Origin of the sequence: Streptomyces sp. MZ04, assembly GCF_004684775.1 — a bacterium.
Classification (GTDB): domain Bacteria; phylum Actinomycetota; class Actinomycetes; order Streptomycetales; family Streptomycetaceae; genus Streptomyces.
In genome coordinates this window covers 17,423-35,342 of the sequence record NZ_SRIC01000015.1, presented here as the reverse complement: position 1 = coordinate 35,342, position 17,920 = coordinate 17,423, and the positions used below count along the sequence as shown (strand labels likewise).

Sequence of the window (17,920 nt, the reverse complement as noted above, 5' to 3'; positions counted from 1 at the left end):
GACGAAATCCTGGATGACGTACGCGGGCGCCGGTCAGGAAGTTGCGGCCGCTTGAGCGAACGCGGAGGTGTCGGGCGGCGTCATCTGTCCCAGCTGAATCATCAGGACGTGCAGGTCGTTGCAGGCCCAGTGGTCGCTCACGCGGCCGTCACGGATCTTCGCGATGTGCATCTCGTTCCAGGTGACGGTGCGGCCGGTCGGCGCCACGCCGAACGCCGTACCCGTGTGCGTGCCGGTCAGCTGGACGTGCTGGATGACGTAGTCGCCGTCCTCGAAGTCGCGGATGATCTCGACCTTCAGGTCCGGGAAGCCTTGCCGCTCGACCCGGATGACCGACTTGACTCCCTCGCGACCGGTGTCCATTCCGGGCGGGGCGTTGTGGTTGACGAAGTCCTCCGTCATCAGTTCGTCGAGGACTTCGGTCTTGCCCTGAGAAAATGCCTCAGTCAGAATGCGACGGATCTTGATCTTGACGGACACGGTGTTCTCCTTGGAAGGGTTGTCCGGATATCTCGGCGAGAGCTACCTGGATGTTCACGAGAGTTCGTTCTGGTTCGAGCCAGCCCGCCGCCGGCCCCGGATCGAACCGGGCCCACACCGTTTCCGCGGAGAGCCGCTCGGCGTGTGCAAGACGGGCTGCGGCGAGCACCCGGTCGAAGTAGTCGGCCAGTGCACGCAGCGCCTCGATCCCGGTCGGCCTGCCATGGCCGGGAAGGACCACCTCGGGGCGCAGCGCGATCAGCTGATCCAGTGCCGTGCGCCAGCGGCCGATCCGCCCGTGCACGGCCAGCGGCGTCACACCCGCGAAGCACAGGTCGCCGGTGACCAGTACCTGTTCGGCAGGCAGCCACACCGCCAGATCGGCCGCCGAATGAGTGTCGGTGAACTCCAGCACGCGTGCTGTGTCGGGCAGCGCGCCTTCGATGCCGATGGCCGGCATCGGTTCGGCTGCCACGCTGTCCCAGTCCGCGAGGCGTGTGGCGAACCTCGGCATGACCTTGGCGAGCAGGGCGGGGAGTCCGGGCTCGCCGATCATCTTGCGCATCCCCGTCACGGTGCGCGGATGGGCGACGATCGGCACCCCCTCGAACAGGCGGTTCCCGCCGATGTGATCGGTGTGGATGTGCGTGTTGACGACCAGCTCGGCGGCGCGGCCCCGGCGGGTCAGCGCGGTCACGATGTCGGCTGCCATCTCCGGCAGCAGCATCGTGTCGATCACTGTGGTCGGTTCGCCGAGCAGCAGCACGCTGTTCGACAGGCCGGCGCTGCCGTCGCCGTTCACCACCGCGATCACGCCGTCGGCGACTTCGACTTCCTCGCGCACGGGTGTTCCGACCGGCATGGCGCTCATCCCTGAAGCGCGCGGATCTGCTGGACCAGGCCGGTGCGGTCGAGCATGGCGTGCCAGGACACGATGCGGCCGGCATCGACCCGGATGGTCTCCACGACGTTCCAGGTCAGCCGCTGCTCGGTGCCCTTGGGCACGCCGGACAGCGTGAGCTCGGCGGACAGCGCGGAGCCGTCCGCGGACTCGATGATCCCGTCGACCCTGCGCTCCAGCTCCAAGTACAGTCCGTGCTGCTGCGCGAACATCTCGGAAAGCCGCTGCGCGCCGATCTTGCCCTGGGAGGCGGTGCGGATCTCGAGTTCGGGGTCGCACAGGTCGGCCACCCCGGCGGTGTTGCCCGCGTCGACCAACTCGTAGACGGACTCCCAGAGTTCCTTCGCGGCCTTCATCGTGACTCCTCCCCATCGGCGGACACGATCCAGTCGACCTGGTACACGTGCACGTCCACATCGTCGGCGTACTTGTGCAGTTCGAGAATCAGCGCGCGGCCCTCCTCGCTGCGGATGTGCTTCTGGAAGGCCGAGAGCTCGCTCCACTGGGCGTAGTTCGTGACCCGGCTGCCGTCGACGCTGCAGTGCACGTTGGCCGAGATGAAGCCGGGCATGTGCCGGACCACTTCATCGGTCTCCTTGCGGATCGCGACGGACAACGCCTGCTGGTTCTCCGGCTTGCAGTGGAAGACGTTGATGTACGTCATCAGGCCATCGCCTGTGGAAATCGTGCTCATGGCCGTGCCGCCTTCGTCTCGGCGACTACGGTGAAACTGCGGAATTCAGGATCGGAGTAACACGCCCGCATCGGCTGAACAATCTCCTTGTGCTCCTCGGACTTCTCCCAGGCGAAGAAGTCAGCGATGGAAGTCCATTCGCTGGTGATCATCCACTTCTCCGGATCGTCGGACGCCTGGCAGATCTGGTCGCGAATGTGCCCCGCGGTCGCCGCGACGCTGAACCGGACCTTCTCGTAGGCGGCCAGGAATTCCTCCCGCTTTTCCTCGGCCACCTTCACCGTGAACAGGATGCGGGCCGTGCCCGCCGCGGCGTCGGTGCTTTCGGCCTCCGGTTCGCCGAGTACTTCCGTGTCCACGTGCGCCAACGACGGGTCCGGCGCGAGTGGACCGATGTGATACACGGTCAGCGACTCGGTCGTGCCCACATTGCGCAGCCGGTGCCGCTTGCCGATGGGCACGTAGATGCCGTCGCCGGCCCCCAGCGGCCAGTTGTCTCCCTCGGCTTCGAGCACGAGGTCGCCGTTGATGACGTACAGGAACTCCTCGGAGTACGGATGGAAGTGTTCCACCACGTGTTCGCCGGGCTGGAGGACAACCGTCCCCATATAGCCGGACCGGCTGCCCACCGAACCGGGATGGAGCACCATACGCAGCTGGCCGCCGCGCGCCCGATAGGGCTCTATCCCGGCCGAATTGATTCGGCTCACCTGTGAATTGCTCATGGGCCAATCATTTCTGACGGTCCCCCGGTTCGCATCAGAAATATTCCGTGAAGATTCGACGGGAAACCCGCGGTCGGCTGCGGGAGACCCGCAATGGTGGTGGTGAGACGTTCCGCGTCCTCAACGGGCACCGGAAATGATCTCCGTTGAGAAGACGTCAGTGCTCACGTGGGCCCGGAAACCGTTGATGCAGGCGTACACGGCCAACTGGGTCCGGTCGCGCAGATCGAGCGCGCGCAGCAACGAGGAGATGTGCGACTTCACCGTGGGCCTGCCCAGCTGCAGTTGGTCGGCGATCTCCACATTGGCGAGACCGTGGCCGATCAGGCCGAGGATCTGCCGCTGCCGCGGGGTGAGCTTCACCTCCTTGCCCGGCCCGCCCGCGACCTCCGAAGTGCCGCCGCAGCGCAGTGCGGTGACCAGATCACCGGCCACCTGCGGGTCCAGGGCCGCGCCGCCCCGGTCGACCGCCCGGATCGCGTCCACGAGCCCCTGCACCGGTGTGTCCTTGTGCAGGAAACCCTCCGCACCGCCACGGAGCACCTTCATCGCGGTGTGCAGGTCCAGGCCGGCGGACAGCGCCACCACCTTCACCGCCTGCTCCGCGGCCCGGTTCAGCACTTGCCTGCCCAGCATGTCCTCGATGTCGAAGCCGTCCAGGTCCATCAGCAACACGCGTGGGCGATAGTCCCGTAGTAACCGGGGATGGAAATGAGCGGTGTCCAGTTCGACCACCACATCGATCCCCGGCACTTCGCGCAGTACGGCCTTCACGCCCGCCCGATACACGCTGGAACTGCTACAGACTCCGACCGACACCAAGTCCTCGAGATCCTGCACACCATCCTGGGGGACCACCCGGTCGGTTCTCCCACGGTTCGGCAACGTAATCTGCATGTTCACGCTCCGTCTTGTGTTTCGCGGCAACGAACGCCGGCACTGTCACGTGGCGATGGCGGGTTCACAGCGGTGGGTTGCCGTGCTTGCGCATCGGCAGGTCGGCGTTCTTGGTGCGCAGCATCGCCAGGGACTTGATCAGGATTTCTCGGGTCTCCACGGGGTCGATGACGTCGTCGACCAGGCCGCGTTCGGCGCCGTAATAGGGGTGCATGAGTTCCTGCTTGTACTCCTTGATGAGCCGCGCACGGGTGCTGTCGGGATCGCTGGACTGGGCGATCTCCCGGCGGAAGATGACATTCGCGGCGCCTTCGGCGCCCATGACCGCGATCTCGTTGCTGGGCCAGGCATAGGCGAGGTCGGCGCCCACCGAGCGGGAGTCCATGACGATGTACGCACCGCCATAGGCCTTGCGCAGGACCACCGAGACCCGTGGCACGGTGGCGTTGCAGTACGCGTAAAGAAGCTTGGCCCCGTGGCGGATGATGCCGTTGTGCTCCTGGTCCACGCCGGGCAGAAAGCCGGGTACGTCGACCAGCGTGACGATCGGAATGCTGAAGGAGTCACACATCTGAACGAACCGGGCGGCCTTCTCGGCGGCGTGGATGTCGAGCGCACCGGCCAGGGACTGGGGCTGGTTGGCGACGAAGCCGGTGACGTGCCCGTCCAGGCGGGCCAGTACGCACACGATGTTGGGCGCCCAGGCCGCGTGCACCTCCAGGAACTCGCCGTCGTCGGCGAGTTCCTGGATGACGTCGCGCACGTCGTAGGCCCGGTTGGCGCCGGCGGGCACCAGGTCCTGGAGGGCCGGGGTACGCCGGTCCGCCGGGTCGGTGGCCGGATAGTGCGGGGGCAGTTCACGGTTGTTGGCGGGCAGCAGGGACAGCAGAAAGCGCACGTCCTCGAGGCAGCTCTCCTCGTCGTCGTGCACGAAGTGCGCCACCCCGGAGGTGGCGGCGTGCACGTCGGCACCTCCGAGGGCGTCGTGCGTGACCTGCTCGCCGGTGACGGCCTGGACCACATCCGGGCCGGTGACGAACATCTGCGAGGTGGACCGGACCATGAACACGAAGTCGGTCAGCGCCGGGGAGTAGGCCGCCCCGCCGGCGGACGGACCCAGCATCACCGAGATCTGGGGGATCACACCCGAGTTGCGTGCGTTGCGCCGGAAGATGCCGCCGTAGCCGGCGAGCGCCGTCACCCCTTCCTGGATGCGGGCGCCGGCGCCGTCGTTGAGGGAGACCAGGGCGGCCCCGGAGGCGGCGGCCAGGTCCATCAGCTTGTGTATCTTCTCGGCGTGCGCCTCGCCCAGCGCGCCGCCGAAGATGCGGAAGTCGTGCGCGTACACGAATATCTTGCGCCCGTAGACGGTGCCCCAGCCGGTGATCACGCCATCGGTGTAGGGGCGCTTGGCCTCCAGGCCGAACCCGGTGGCGCGGTGCCGGCGCAGCGGCTCGATCTCGTGGAACGTCCCCTCGTCCAGGAGCAGTTCGATCCGCTCCCGCGCGGTCAGCTTGCCCTTGGCGTGCTGCTTCTCCGTGCCCGCCGGATCGGGGCCCTGGCGGGCATCCTCCTTGCGGCGCAGGAGCTCGGCCGACCTGGAGTCAGTGGCGTTTTCCTCGGTCACCTGCATGCTTCTCTCCCGTTCGGTGGCGGCGGCGACTGTCCGGTGCAGGGTCAGGCGGGGCGGGGAGCCAGAGGTCGGGCCTCGGCGCGCCGCACGCCCCCGGCGGCGGCCTCCTGACGGCGCATCAGCACCTCTCCCGACCGCAGCGCGAGCTCGTCGGCGTCGCAGAGCAGTGCCTTCGCGAGCCGGCGCATCGATTCGCCCGCCGCCCCCAGGTCGAGCAGGGCAAGCCGGCCGGTATGCCGCGGCAGCAACGCGCGAACCGCCTCCCAGACGGCGGCCGGCGCGGGATCCGGCGCCTCGTCGCAGGTGACGGCCGTAACCGCCCCGCGGGTCACCACGGTCAGGCGGCAGCCCCGGAAACGCTCGTCGTCCAGCCAGCACCGCGCGAGCCTTGTCGCCCGTGCGAGGCCGGCCATGTCCGGTGCCACGGGCAGCACAACGGCCGCCGGCCTCCGGGCCCCGCTCTTGAGCACGCTGCCCAACGAGTCCAGACCGGAGTGGAGTTCGACGCCCCACGCGGCCCCGGTCAGTGCCATGCCCATACCGAAGAGATCAGGGCCCGCGATGGCCCAGCCGGCACCCGAGCTCCCGGCCCGGCGCTGCAAGGCGTCCTCGGCGAGCGCGGTCCATTCGGGTGCCGGACACGCGAGGGTCCACATCAGCCTGCGGGAGGAGCCGGCGACCACCCGGTCCAGTGGCTCCTGCTGCTCGGACGATGCTGTGCCGGATGGCTTCAACATGGTGGTGCGCTCCTCCCGTTCACCCTGCCGGGTGCCGCCGTGGCGTCGGTGGTGCTCGAGGTGCGGTCCGTACCGGGATCAGGTGTCATACGTGTAGAAGCCCTGGCCGGTCTTCCTGCCGTGCCGACCGGTCTCGACCATGCGCAGCAGCAGCGGGGGTGGCGCGTACAGGGGCTCCTTGAACTCCTGGTACAGCGAGGCGGCGATGCCGGCGACGGTGTCCAGGCCCACCAGGTCGACGAGCTTCAGCGGCCCCAGCGGGTGCGAGCAGCCAAGGACCATGCCCTGGTCGATCACATCGGCGGAGGCGAAGCCCGACTCGACCATCCGGACGGCCGACAACAGGTACGGAATCAGCAGGGCGTTGACCACGAAGCCGCTGCGGTCCGTGGACCGGATCGCCTCCTTGCCCAGGACGTCCTCGGCGAACCGCCTGGCTTGCTCGTGGACGGCCTCCGAGGTGTCCAGCGAACAGATCAGCTCGACCAGCGGCATGGCCGGGACCGGGTTGAAGAAGTGGATGCCGATCACCTGGCCGGGCCGTGCGGTGGCCTGTCCGATCCGGGAGATGGGCAGGGAGGAGGTGTTGCTGGCCAGGATCGCCGCCGGGTCCTTCACGACCCGGTCAAGCGCACTGAACAGCTCCAGCTTCTCCTGCTCGTGCTCCCGGATGCTCTCCACCACGAGTTGGCGGTCCCGCAGGTCGTCGAGGTCGGTGGTGAAGGTCAACCGCCCCTGCGCGGCCTCGCGCTGCTCCTCCGTCATCCGTTGCTTGCGTACGCTCCGGGCGAGCGAGGCCGTGATGCGGTCCCGTCCCGCGGCGGCCGATGCGGGCCGCGAGGCCACCACGGTCACCTGGCAGCCGGCCAGAGCGGCGGCCTCGGCGATGCCGGAACCCATCAGCCCGCAGCCGATCACACCGACGCGTTCGACGGGCTCACCGAAGTCCGCCGCGTCGCCCATCTCCTCCTTCGGTACGTACGAGTCTGTCGCCGGGAAGCCGACGGGGTGTCCAGTCATCTTCGCAACCGCCTTTCGACGGGCCGGGGTTCAGTGAGCCAGTGCGGTACGGAGACGGCCTCGGCCGGGACGCGCGGCGGCCTCGCCGGTGCGGGGCGCGGGCTTCCGGGGCGGTGACGCCGAATCCAGGGTTCGGGGGCGAGGTATCGGACGCCGTTCCGGGCGGCGTCGGTCAACAGCAGGCCAGGACACCGAAGTCGGTCCCGAAATCCACGTCAGTCGTTCCGACCACCGCGCCCGGGCACAGGCTCGAGCCGTGCGTCGAGGTTCCGCGGTGAGTCGGGCGCCGCCTTCGCCGCACCGGTGACGACGTCGCACAGGATCGCGAGGATCTCCGGGATGTGCTCGGTGAGGTAGAAATGCCCGCCCGAGAAGGTGTGCAGGGCGAATCCGCCGCTCGTGTGTCTCGACCAGGCAGCCGCGTCCTCCGCCGTGACCATGGGGTCCTGGTCTCCCGTGAGGACCGTGATCGGCACGGGCGACGGGGTGCCCGGGACAGGCCGGTAGGACTCGATCGCCCGGTAGTCGCCGCGCAGCGGCGGCATGATCATCTGCAGGAGTTCGGGGTCGTCCAGGAATGCCGGATCGACACCGCCGAGCCTGCGCAGCTCGTCCACGATGCCGGCCTCGGAGCGCCGGTGGACGGACTCGTCGCGATGCCGCGACGGCGCGCGCGCCCCGGAGACGACGAGGGCGGACGGCCGGCGCCCGGCCGTCGTCAGTCTGGCGGCGACCTCATGGCCGACTAGTCCTCCCATGCTGTGGCCGAAGAGGACCATCGGGCGGGTGGTGTACGGCATCAGGGCCTCTGTCACTCGGTCGGCGAGCTCGGTGAGGCTGGTGATGGACGCCTCGGTGCGGCGCTCCTGACGGCCCGGGTACTGGACGGCCAGCATCTCCGCCACGTCGGCCGGCATCCCTGCGAACTGATGGAAGAAGGCCGCCGATCCCCCGGCGTGCGCCAGGCAGACGAGCACGGCCGGCGCCTGAGGGGCGGGACGGATCGGGCGGATCCATCGGTCGTCGCGCGTCACTGTTCGGCATCCGCGGTCGTGCGGCGTTCGCCTGCGCCCCGCGCACCGGAGCTCGCCTTTGCCGGCACGGATTCACGCCGGAGGGATTCCCGTGCCCAGGCATTTGAGATATACACGTCGATCCACGGCAAGGCGCCGGGATTGATGACCGCACCCGCCGCGTCATGACTTCCATGAATCTGCCTAATGAGCTTTCCCTCCGAGTCGTGCCGCAGCTCGCCCATCTCGCCCTCAGCAGGAGTCGTCATCGAACCGCGATTCCAGTCCACCGCTTTCATGGTCAGCAAATTACAACACCGGAACTCCTCGTGTGCAATTCTCGCACCCGGCACCGCCCACCCGCGCGGAAAATAGGGGCCCCTCCAGGAAATAGGGGCCCCTCTAAAGAATAGGGGCCCCTATTTCCTGGAGGGGAGCCGCCGGCGGCGAGTGCCGCGCGTGCCGCCACCGCCCGCAGGCCCGCCAGGAGCCGCCTACCTCATCCCACTCGGGTGGCGATCAAGCCCCAGGCCAGGAAACCCGGTCCGCAAGCCGGGGCTGGCCAATTTTCCCGCGTCGGGATACGGCCAGCCGACACCTTCCGGCCCGCACGCCCGACCTTTCGTCACCCGGTGCGGGCGGCGTGCCACCGCAGTCGCCACCGGCCCTACAGGGCGTCCGAAGTCGCGGAATGCCTCATTCAACATGCGCCCCATGCAGCAACGACCGATCCGACCTGCGCTTTTCGGCAGGAGCCGGTGGCTGGAAGGTTTTTGCGCAGCCGTAACACACGAGAATGGCGTGATTGGCTATGGTGGCAGGGCCGGAGGTACGAGATATCCATGAAACCAGCGCCACACGAGGAAAACCCTCGCATAACGGGCATTATTGATGGAAGTGAAACCTTGCTCACAGAAGCGACGCAACCCTCATAGAGAGACCACGGCGTCGCGCCCTTCTCTCGCAGCACGAGTTCGCAGCCGTCCGCCGCGCATTCGTGCCGATCGCCACCGTCCGGCACTCCGATAAACGGGAAAATGCGCGTTTTCAAGGGGGATGAAGAGCGCGATGACGGCAACGACGACGCTGTGGAAAGAGGCGGGAACCGGGGAGTTACTTGCGGCGTCCGGGCTGCATGAGCGGCACGACGCCCTTGCCTCCCTTTTCTCGCTGTACGGTGATTCCCTCGAAGGAGAAACGCGGCTCGCGGTGGTGAGCGGGCCTGTGGGCAGCGGAAAGGCCACGCTGCTTCGCATGTTCGCCGAGCGGGTGACCGGCTCGGGCGCCCTCTATCTCTCGGCCGACGCGTCCCGTTCGGAACGGAGTATTCCGTTCGGCGTGCTGGCCCAGTTCTTGAGAAACCCGGAAATACCGTCCCAGATCGCGCACCAAGCAGCGGCCCTGCTCAACGAGGTCTCGCTGGCAACCGGCGGCACCGCCGCCGCCGAGACCGGCGCCCGGACAGGCCCCGAGGTGCCGCCCCTGCTCTTCCACCGCATGTGCATGCTCCTGCTCGACCTCGCACAGCGCACGCTCCGCCCCCTCGTGATCGGCGTCAACGACGCGCAGGACGCGGACCTGGCGACGCTGCGGTGCCTGTCGTTCCTCACCCGCCGGCTGCAGCGGGGAGGTTTGCTGACCGTGCTCAACCACGCCATCCAGTCCGAGCCGCTCACCATCCTCTTCGAAGCCGAGATGCCCGCAGAACCGATTCTGTGCCGCATCTCGCTGCCGCTGCTCACTCCGCGAGGCGTGGAGGCCATGCTGGCCGAGCACTTCGGGCGGATGACGGCGCGACGGCTGGCCACCGACGCGTTCGCTGTCAGCGGCGGCAATCCACTCCTGGTCAACGGCCTCATCGAGGACAACCGCACCCCCGGCGGTAACGGGCCGGCGGCACTGGCCGTCGGCGCCTCGTTCGACCAGGCCCTGCTCAGCTGCCTCTACCGGTGCGGCCAGTCCACCCTCGAAGTCGCCCGGGGAATCGCGATACTGGGCGACTCGGCGACCTCGGCCCTGCTCAGCCCTCTGGTCGGCATGGACACACACTCCGCGCAGCGGACCATCTGGGCGCTCGACGAGACCGGGGTGCTGGCCGGCGGGCGCTTCCGCCATGCGGCGGCCAAGGCCGCGGTCCTCGCCAGCCTGACCGCCGAGGACCGGACCAACCGGCACACCAGGGCGGCCGACGTGCTGTATCGCACCGGTGCCTCGAACACCGAGGTCGCCAAGCACCTGCTGGCCGCCGAGCGCACCCCGCCCTGCGGCGTGCCCCTGCTGCGTTCAGCAGCCGAACAGGCCCTGGCGGACGGCGACGTCGACCTCGCGCTGAGGTGCCTGCGGCTCGCGTACCTGGGGGCCACCGCCCCCGACGAGCATGCCGCGACCGTGGCCATGATCGTACGTGTCGGGTGGCGGTCCGACCCGCACCTGACCACCCGCCACCTGCCCGATCTGGCCGAGGCGGCCCGCCATGGGCACCTGATGGGCTCCCAGGTGTTGGCGCTCATCCAGTCCATGCTCTGGTTCGGGCAGACCGAGCAGGTCCGTGGACTGCTGACGGAGGTCGTCGGCAACCCGGACATGCGCACCCCGAGCGCCGCCGCATACCTGGAAGCCTCCCGGCTGTGGCTGCACTCCGCCTTCCCCGGCACGGCCGGGCAGATGGCCGCGGGCGGCCCGGACGGCACGGACAGGAGCGGCATCGGCGAGGAGGCGCCGAGCGCCGTCCCGGTGAGCGTCAGCCCCTCGCTGGACGTGGCCAAAATACTGAGCGAGCTGACGACCCAGGGGCCGTCCCCGGCGCTGGTCGACCGGGCGGAACGGCTGCTGCGGGCGCACCGCCTGGGCGAGCGCTCGGTGTCCTGCCTCGTCACCGCGCTGCTTGTGCTGATCGTCTGCGACCGGCTGAGCACCGCGGAGCAGTGGTGCGAGTCGCTGTGCAAACAGGACGAAGCGGCGAACGCGCCCACCTGGCAGGCCCAGTTCGCCGCGCTGCGCGCCGAGATCTACCTGCGTCGCGGCAACATGCGGATGGCCGAGCACTACGCGCACATCGCCCTGACCCTCCTGCCGCCGCGCAGCTGGGGGGTCGCGGTCGGCGTCCCACTGAGCGTCCTGATCCAGGCGACCGCGGCGCTCGGCCAGTGCGACGAGGCTCGCCGGTACCTGGAGATACCGGTGCCCGACGCGATGTTCGAAACCCCTGTGGGTCTGCGCTACCTGCAGGCCCGCAGTCGCTATCACCTCGCGGACGGGCAGTTCCACTCTGCGCTGGAGGGCTTCCTGACGATCGGCGAACTGGCCGGTCGCTGGGGAATGGACCTGCCCTCGCTCCTGCCCTGGCGCACCGACGCGGCGCAGGCGTGTCTGGCGCTCGGGCTCGAGCAGCGGGCCTGGGAGCTTGCGACGGAACAACTGGCCCGCTGCGACGCCACCTCTGCGTCCCCCCGCGCCAGGGCCGACACGCTTCGGGTGCTTGCCGCCTCCAGCGGTCCTGCCGAGCGGTCCGAGCTGCTGCGGCAGGCGTTCGAGGTGCTCCAGGAGTGCGACGACCGCCGGCAGCTGGCGCACCCGCAGTTCGACCTCGGCTGGTTGCGGCAGGTGTCTGCGGAGCCTTCCGCGGCCGAGGCGGCGGAAGACTCCGGGGCCGTGCAGAGCGCGGTCCTTGAGCAGGTGCCGCTGGGGGCCGATATGGCGCACAGCGAGCTGGAGGCGGTGGACGGGGCCGAGGAGGCCGAGGGGGCCGTGCTCAGCACGGCCGAGCTGCGGGTGGCCTCGCTGGCCGCCCACGGCTTCAGCAACCGAGAGATCGCCGGCAAGCTCTACGTCACGATCAGCACGGTGGAACAGCATCTGACCCGGACCTACCGGAAGCTCCGGGTCCGGCGGTCCGAACTGCCTCTGGCCCTGCGTCGCGTCACCCACCGGACGTCCGAGCGGAGCGCGGTGCGGTCCGGCCCCGTGCTGGGCGGGCACCGGGTCGCGGAATACGGAAACGAACACCCGGCGTAACCGACCGACAACGCCTCACCGCCATAAGGGGTGCTCACCTTTCTGGGGTTGACTTTAGGGGGATGCTCCAACCTAACGTCAAACAGGTTCGCCCAGCTATTCCGCGGGGATTGCCGGAAATCCGAGAGACGAGGATTTAGACGTGAGCGACCTGCCCGTATTCGACCCCAGTCAGATACCTGAACTGCTGCCCTTCGACCCGATGGACCCGGTCGTTCACCACAACCCGTATCCGACGTACGAGAAGATCCGCGAAGAACACGGCTCGACATATACGTCGCCTTTGGGACTGATCAGCGTCCTCAGTCACAAGGCCGCTTCCCAGGTGCTGACCAGCCCCAAGTTCGGGTGGGGTGACAACCCCATGATGCATGACCAGATGGTCAAGGCACCGAATGATCCCGACGGTCCGCTCAGGCCGGTTCTGCAGTTCATGGACCCGCCCGACCACACACGGCTGCGGCGGCTGATCTCGAGGGCATTCACGGCCCGCACGGTGGAACGGCTACGGCCCAAAGTCGCGGAGTACATGGTCAAACTGATCGACGAGGCGACGGCGGCTCGTGACGCCAATGGCGTCGTCGATCTCCACAAGACGGTGATCAGCCCGCTCGCGCCCATGATGCTCAGCGAGCTGCTGAACGTGCCGGAGAAGTACCACCCGCGGTTCCTGAGCTTCTTCCGCGCCAGCGCCACCGGCATCGACCCCTCCTTCCTGCTCACCCCCGAGCAGATCAAGGCCCGCGACGACGCGCGTGCGGACTTCATGCAGGTCGGCATGGAACTGGCGGCCGAACGCCGGCTCGACCCGGGCGACGACCTGGTCAGCCAGCTGGTCGTGGCCGAGCAGGACGGCGACGCGCTCGACGAGGGCGAGGTGGCGATCTCGATCATGATGCTGCTGTCCGCGGGGACCGGCGCCACCACGGGCATGCTCGCCAACTGCGCCTTCACGCTCCTGCGCCACCCTGAGCAGATCGCGTGGCTGCGCGAGCACCCCGACCAGATCGCGCCCGCGGTCGAGGAGTTGACACGCTTCGACACCCCGCTGCAGAGCACCTTCCGCACGGCGTTGGAGCCCACCGAGGTGGCCGGCGTTCCGGTCGGCGCCGGCCAGCCGGTGATCGTGCTGTTCGGCGCGGCCAACCGGGACCCGGAGGCGTACGAGGATCCCGACCGCCTCGACCTGTCGCGACGCACCTCGGTCAACCACCTCGGGTTCGGTCACGGCATCCACTACTGCCTGGCAGCGCCGGTCGCCAAGCTCACCACACAGGTCGCGCTGCAGGCCCTCATGGGTCTCGACATCGAATTGGCCGATGATGACCCGGCCCGCCCGGCGGGCATGGTCATGCGCACCATCGATGAGCTGCCGGTCCGGCTCGGAGCCCGCCTCTGATGAGGAAAGCGGGCGACTCCGGTCGTGCCCCGGCCGCCACTCGGCGGCCGGGGCACCGCCGTTGGTCCGGCCCGTGAAGGTGGCCTGCGTCCCGACAACCACTAACAGGGGTTGACAGTAGGGGCGGGCCCCTTGGAACCATTCTCCGAAAAGGACACGACCTATTGGCGTGCCCGCGCCCATAAATGGAGGCCATCGCAGTGAGCGGAGAATCAGACACCGCGACAGAGAACGCGGGCCAGGAGGGGGCCGCACCCGACACACTGGAAGAGCGCATCCGCGAGTGGAGCCTTTACCAGCCCTGGTTACAGAAAGACCCCACGCCCTACTGGCAGGAAATGCGCGACCACACCCCACTGGCGCGCTCGGAGGAACTGGGCGGATATTGGGTGCTCACCCGCCACGCCGACATGGTGGCGGTGGCCAAGCAGCCCGAGATCTTCTCCAACACCTATTTCTCCATTCCGCCGCACGACGCACTGCCGCAGAAGGCCATTCCGATCCAGCTCAACGGCGATGAACACCGCGCGTGGCGCAGGGCACTGTCGGATCTGTTCAGCCCGGCGGCGATCCGGCACTTCTCCGACGAAATGACCAAGGCCACTGCCGAGGCGATCGAGCCGGTGGTCGCGCGCGGCAGCTGCGAGTTCATCTCCGAGGTGGCCGTGCGGCTGCCTGCCGAGTCGTTCCTCATCAGCTTCGGAATCGAACGTGGCCACCTGGACCGCGTGCTTGATTACGTGCGCTGGCTGCGCGCCAATTGGTCGAAGGCCGGGAACCAGGACGAGATCGTCGCCGGCTCCCGCCCGCTGTGGGAATTCCTCGGCGAGATGCTCGACCTGCGCATAGCCGAGGGGTACGAGGGCCGCCGGGATGTCTTCAGCCGACTGCTCGTGGCGAACCTCGACGGGCGTGAGATCACCCGGGACGAGATGATCAACGCGGCCTTCACCAACTTGTTCGCGGCGTTCGACACCACGACCGCCGCCCTGAGCCTGACCTTCCACCACTTGGCCCGCAACCCCGAACTCCAGCGGCAGGTCGCCGCGTCGCCGAAGGCCGCCGCGGCCGCGACGGAGGAGGGCCTGCGGCTGTTCGGCGTGGCCACCACGGCCACGGTGGTCGAGGAGGACACGGAGCTGCACGGCCGGACACTGCGCAAGGGCGACATGGTGCAGATCCCCTGGGGCCTGTCCGGGATCGACCCGGACGCGTTCGAGCGCCCGGAGGAATTCGACCTCGCGCGGACCGACAAGAATCGGCACCTCGCGTTCGGAACCGGCCCGCACCGGTGCATCGGCGCGCACCTGGCCCGCCGTACCATCCAGACAGCGCTGGAGGTGTGGCACAGCAAGGTCGGCCGCTATGAGATCACGCCGGGCAGCGAGCCCGTGCACCACTTCGGGAACGTCCGCGGGATCAGTCGCCTGGAACTCAGCCTCGAGTCCGCCTAGTTGACTGGTGTGTCCAACGGTGCGTCAGATGTGCCTCGACCCCATGGTGGGATGCTCGTCTGTACGCGCCGGTCGCGGACCGGAGATGCGAGGGCCCGACTGGCCGGGCCGGCCGTGGCGATGGCCCGGCGGCCGGTGGTGTCGGTGTGCGGACCGACCCTGGCTGGTCGGGCCGGTGCGTGCAGGTCGGCGGTGATGTCGGCCAGTCCGCGTCGGGCGGCCTGGCAGGCCGCGCGCCAGGCCGGATCGCGTTGCCGGGCGCGGCCGCGGCACGTTCCGGTCCGTCGGCCGAAATCTGCACGGTGCGGTCGGTGTTGGCGGTGTTGGCGGTGGTGCACTGTGCGCGGAGCGGGCAGCCTGCACACACCTGCCCGGAGCCGTCCGCCCATGCAGGAAGCAGGGTCATCTGCCCGGGCGGGCAGATGACCCTGCTTCCTTGCTGAAGCGGCCGCGGCGTGCGGGCGGGCTGGAGTTTGACCAGGCAGTCCGAGCGGGCCGAGCGGGCCGAGCGGGCCGAGCGGGCCGAGCGGGCCGAGCGGGCCGAGCGCCAACGGCTGCGGCGGCGCTGGGTAGTCGCTCGCACGATCGGCAGACCCGGTAGACCCCGCGGGCCGAGGACAGGGCCTGCACGGCGGCGGGGAGGCGTTCGCGCGGCACGCGCCGCTTCAGGGGTGCCAGCCCCCTGGCCCTCCTCGCCCAGCAGGTTCGCCGCCGGCACCCGGGCGCATCGCGCTCCACGGCGAAGGGACTCAGCCCGCCGCCCCTGTCCTCGGGGCTGCCGGTGCGGGCCGCCACGACGAGGATGTCGGCGATGCCACCGTGGATGCCGTTGCTGATGAACGTCTCCTGCCCGCTCAGCAGCCCCCTGCCGTCACGGGTGGCGGTGCCCGGAAGGCGCCTCATCCACGCCCACGCCCACGCCCACGCCCACGATCCCCTGCTCACCCGCCGCCCGCAGGGCCACGATTCGTCAGGTGGCCAGCTCGGCGACCCGTTCCACCAGGCGCAGCCGACCGGCCCCGTCCAGGGCCGTCCTGCCCACCGGGCTCAGGCACAGAGTCTCCACGCCGGCCTCCGCGAACGCCGCGATGCGCTCGGCGATCTGCTCCGGCGGGCCGACCAGGCACACGGCCTCGACCATCTCCGTGGGCACGCACGCGACCGCCTCGGCCCGGTGGCCCTCCAGGTACAGGTCCTGGATCAGCTTGGCCTCGGCCTCGTAGCCGTAACGCCGGGCCAGGTCGTTGTAGAAGTTGCGGCCACGCGCGCCCATGCCGCCGATGTAGAACGCCAGCCGGGCGCGGGCGGCCTCCAGCGCGTCGGGCACGTCGTCGGTGAAGGCAACAGGGACGTCGACACAGACCTGCAGCGGCCCGAGTTCCGGGTCGCGCTTGGCGCGCCCGGCGGCGAGCGCCGGGCCGAAGACCTCCTCCGCCTTCTCCGGGTGGAAGAAGATCGGCTCCCACACCTCGGCGATCTCGGCGGCGAGCGCGACGTTCTTCGGCCCGGTGGCGGCGATCATGATCGGCACGCGCTCGCGCGGCGGCCGGTTGAGCAGCTTCAGCGGCTTGCCGAGCCCGGTGCCGCGCTCCTCGGGCAGGGGGATCTGGTAGTGCCTGCCGTCGTGGACGAGGAGCTCACGGCGCCAGACCCTGCGGCAGATCTCGACGACCTCGCGCATGCGGCCCAACGGGGCGTCGTAGGGCACGCCGTGGAATCCTTCGATGACCTGCGGGCCGGAGACGCCGAGCCCCAGGGTGAACCGGCCGCCGGAGACGGCGTCGAGTCCGGCCGCGGTCATGGCGGTGAGGGTGGGGGTGCGGGAGTAGATCTGCATGATGCCCGAGGCCAGCTCGAGACGTTCGGTGCGGGCCGCGATGTAGCCGAGGCGGCTGACGGCGTCGAAGCTGTAGAGCTCGGGTACGAACACGATCGACAGGCCCGCGCGTTCGAGGTCGGGCAGTTCCTCGACGGTCTCGGCGAAGCCGTCGGCGTGTTCGAGCCGCATACCGATGCGCACTGCGGGTTCTCCCTGCGTCAGCGGGGCGCCATGCGGATGGCGCCGTCGAGGCGGATGACCTCGCCGTTCAGCATGCGGTTCGTCACGATGTGCGCGGCGAGCGCCGCGTACTCGTCCGGATCGCCGAGCCTGGCGGGGTGCTGGGTCTGGGCCTGGAGCGACTCCACGGCGGCGGGAGGCAGCCCGGCGACCATCGGCGTGTCGAACATGCCGGGCGCGATGCAGACGACGCGGATCTTCCGGGCGGCCAGGTCGCGGGCGACGGGCAGGGTCATGCTGGCGACACCGCCCTTGGAGGCGGCGTAGGCGGCCTGGCCGACCTGGCCGTCGAAGGCCGCGACCGACGCGGTGGTGATGATGACACCGCGCTCGCCGCCGGTCTCCTCGGTCTCGGCCATACGGGCCGCCGCGAGCCGGATGACGTTGAAGGTGCCGATCAGATTGACGCGGATGACGCGCTCGAACTCGTCGAGCGGGAACGGGCCCTTGCGGCCGGTGGTCTTGATGCTGTTGACGACGCCCGCGCAGTTGACGACGATCCGTAGCCGGCCCAGTTCGGCCGCCGCGTCCAGGGCGGCTTCGACCTCGTCCTCGCGGGTGACGTCGGTGGGCACGAAACGCGCCCGTTCACCCAGCTCGCCGGCGACGGCCAAGCCCTTTGAGTCAGGCAGGTCGGCGATGACCACGCGGCTGTCCGCCGCGATGAATCTGCGGGCCGTCGCCAGGCCGAGGCCCGAGGCACCGCCGGTGATCAGTACAACGCTGTTCGCTGTCTCCACGTGTCCGCCTCGTCGGTCTCGTCGGTCTCGTCGGTGTGAACGGAGAGGAGAGGTCTGAATTGCCGGACGCGGAAAGGCAGATCGGCGGTGGAACAGATGTTAGGGACAGCCCCACCCCTAGGAACAACCCCTGAAACCCCCGAACGGAACCGGC

Annotated in this window: 16 protein-coding genes; 3 read left to right on the top strand and 13 right to left on the bottom strand. The window is 69.1% G+C overall.

Going from position 1 to position 17,920, the window contains the following annotated elements; genetic code table 11:
- Positions 1 to 33: 33 nt before the first annotated feature.
- From E2651_RS05845 to E2651_RS05795, 11 genes are all read right to left on the bottom strand, one after another.
- Entirely contained in the window at positions 34 to 480 is a 447-nt protein-coding gene (locus E2651_RS05845) for an ester cyclase (protein ID WP_135329907.1), read from the bottom strand.
- Positions 443 to 1,342, bottom strand: a complete 900-nt coding sequence (locus E2651_RS05840; protein WP_167828708.1) for an MBL fold metallo-hydrolase — start codon at positions 1,340 to 1,342, stop codon at positions 443 to 445. Before E2651_RS05840 ends, E2651_RS05845 begins: the two co-directional genes overlap by 38 nt.
- Before the next feature lie 5 nt (positions 1,343 to 1,347).
- Positions 1,348 to 1,737: a nuclear transport factor 2 family protein gene (locus tag E2651_RS05835; RefSeq protein WP_135329905.1), complete on the bottom strand. Its 390-nt coding sequence runs from the start codon at positions 1,735 to 1,737 to the stop codon at positions 1,348 to 1,350.
- Complete coding sequence (locus E2651_RS05830) at positions 1,734 to 2,075, bottom strand: antibiotic biosynthesis monooxygenase (protein WP_135329904.1); 342 nt, start codon at positions 2,073 to 2,075, stop codon at positions 1,734 to 1,736. The genes E2651_RS05835 and E2651_RS05830 overlap by 4 nt, the downstream gene beginning before the upstream one ends.
- Positions 2,072 to 2,800 carry a cupin domain-containing protein gene (locus tag E2651_RS05825; protein ID WP_135329903.1) on the bottom strand — a complete coding sequence of 243 codons (729 nt, stop codon included), beginning with the start codon at positions 2,798 to 2,800 and terminating at the stop codon, positions 2,072 to 2,074. The genes E2651_RS05830 and E2651_RS05825 overlap by 4 nt, the downstream gene beginning before the upstream one ends.
- A 120-nt stretch (positions 2,801 to 2,920) precedes the next feature.
- Positions 2,921 to 3,574 carry a response regulator transcription factor gene (locus tag E2651_RS05820; RefSeq protein ID WP_167828707.1) on the bottom strand — a complete coding sequence of 218 codons (654 nt, stop codon included), beginning with the start codon at positions 3,572 to 3,574 and terminating at the stop codon, positions 2,921 to 2,923.
- 187 nt (positions 3,575 to 3,761) lie between these two features.
- Positions 3,762 to 5,330, bottom strand: coding sequence for an acyl-CoA carboxylase subunit beta (locus E2651_RS05815; RefSeq protein ID WP_135329901.1), 1,569 nt, complete (start codon positions 5,328 to 5,330; stop codon positions 3,762 to 3,764).
- A 44-nt stretch (positions 5,331 to 5,374) separates the two neighbouring features.
- Positions 5,375 to 6,067, bottom strand: a complete 693-nt coding sequence (locus tag E2651_RS05810; RefSeq protein WP_135329900.1) for a hypothetical protein — start codon at positions 6,065 to 6,067, stop codon at positions 5,375 to 5,377.
- A 78-nt stretch (positions 6,068 to 6,145) separates the two neighbouring features.
- Positions 6,146 to 7,030, bottom strand: coding sequence for a 3-hydroxybutyryl-CoA dehydrogenase (locus E2651_RS05805; RefSeq protein WP_135329928.1), 885 nt, complete (start codon positions 7,028 to 7,030; stop codon positions 6,146 to 6,148).
- A 272-nt stretch (positions 7,031 to 7,302) separates the two neighbouring features.
- Positions 7,303 to 8,121, bottom strand: a complete 819-nt coding sequence (locus E2651_RS05800) for an alpha/beta fold hydrolase (protein ID WP_135329899.1) — start codon at positions 8,119 to 8,121, stop codon at positions 7,303 to 7,305.
- Complete coding sequence (locus tag E2651_RS05795) at positions 8,118 to 8,399, bottom strand: hypothetical protein (protein WP_135329898.1); 282 nt, start codon at positions 8,397 to 8,399, stop codon at positions 8,118 to 8,120. The genes E2651_RS05800 and E2651_RS05795 overlap by 4 nt, the downstream gene beginning before the upstream one ends.
- Before the next feature lie 769 nt (positions 8,400 to 9,168).
- Here E2651_RS05795 and E2651_RS05790 point away from each other — a divergent pair.
- From E2651_RS05790 to E2651_RS05780, 3 genes are all read left to right on the top strand, one after another.
- The gene (locus tag E2651_RS05790; RefSeq protein WP_167828706.1) at positions 9,169 to 12,114 is read left to right on the top strand and encodes a helix-turn-helix transcriptional regulator; all 2,946 of its coding nucleotides are present in this window, start codon (positions 9,169 to 9,171) and stop codon (positions 12,112 to 12,114) included.
- Between the two features lie 142 nt (positions 12,115 to 12,256).
- Positions 12,257 to 13,513 (top strand): cytochrome P450, encoded by a 1,257-nt coding sequence (locus E2651_RS05785; RefSeq protein WP_135329896.1) that lies wholly within the window; start codon positions 12,257 to 12,259, stop codon positions 13,511 to 13,513.
- Positions 13,514 to 13,713: 200 nt separating this feature from the next.
- The gene (locus E2651_RS05780) at positions 13,714 to 14,967 is read left to right on the top strand and encodes a cytochrome P450 (RefSeq protein WP_167828705.1); all 1,254 of its coding nucleotides are present in this window, start codon (positions 13,714 to 13,716) and stop codon (positions 14,965 to 14,967) included.
- A 970-nt stretch (positions 14,968 to 15,937) separates the two neighbouring features.
- Here E2651_RS05780 and E2651_RS05775 read toward each other — a convergent pair.
- Both E2651_RS05775 and E2651_RS05770 read right to left on the bottom strand, forming a co-directional pair.
- Positions 15,938 to 16,987: an LLM class F420-dependent oxidoreductase gene (locus tag E2651_RS05775; RefSeq protein ID WP_135329894.1), complete on the bottom strand. Its 1,050-nt coding sequence runs from the start codon at positions 16,985 to 16,987 to the stop codon at positions 15,938 to 15,940.
- A gap of 17 nt (positions 16,988 to 17,004) precedes the next feature.
- Positions 17,005 to 17,766 (bottom strand): SDR family NAD(P)-dependent oxidoreductase, encoded by a 762-nt coding sequence (locus E2651_RS05770; protein WP_135329893.1) that lies wholly within the window; start codon positions 17,764 to 17,766, stop codon positions 17,005 to 17,007.
- Between the last annotated feature and the right edge of the window lie 154 nt (positions 17,767 to 17,920).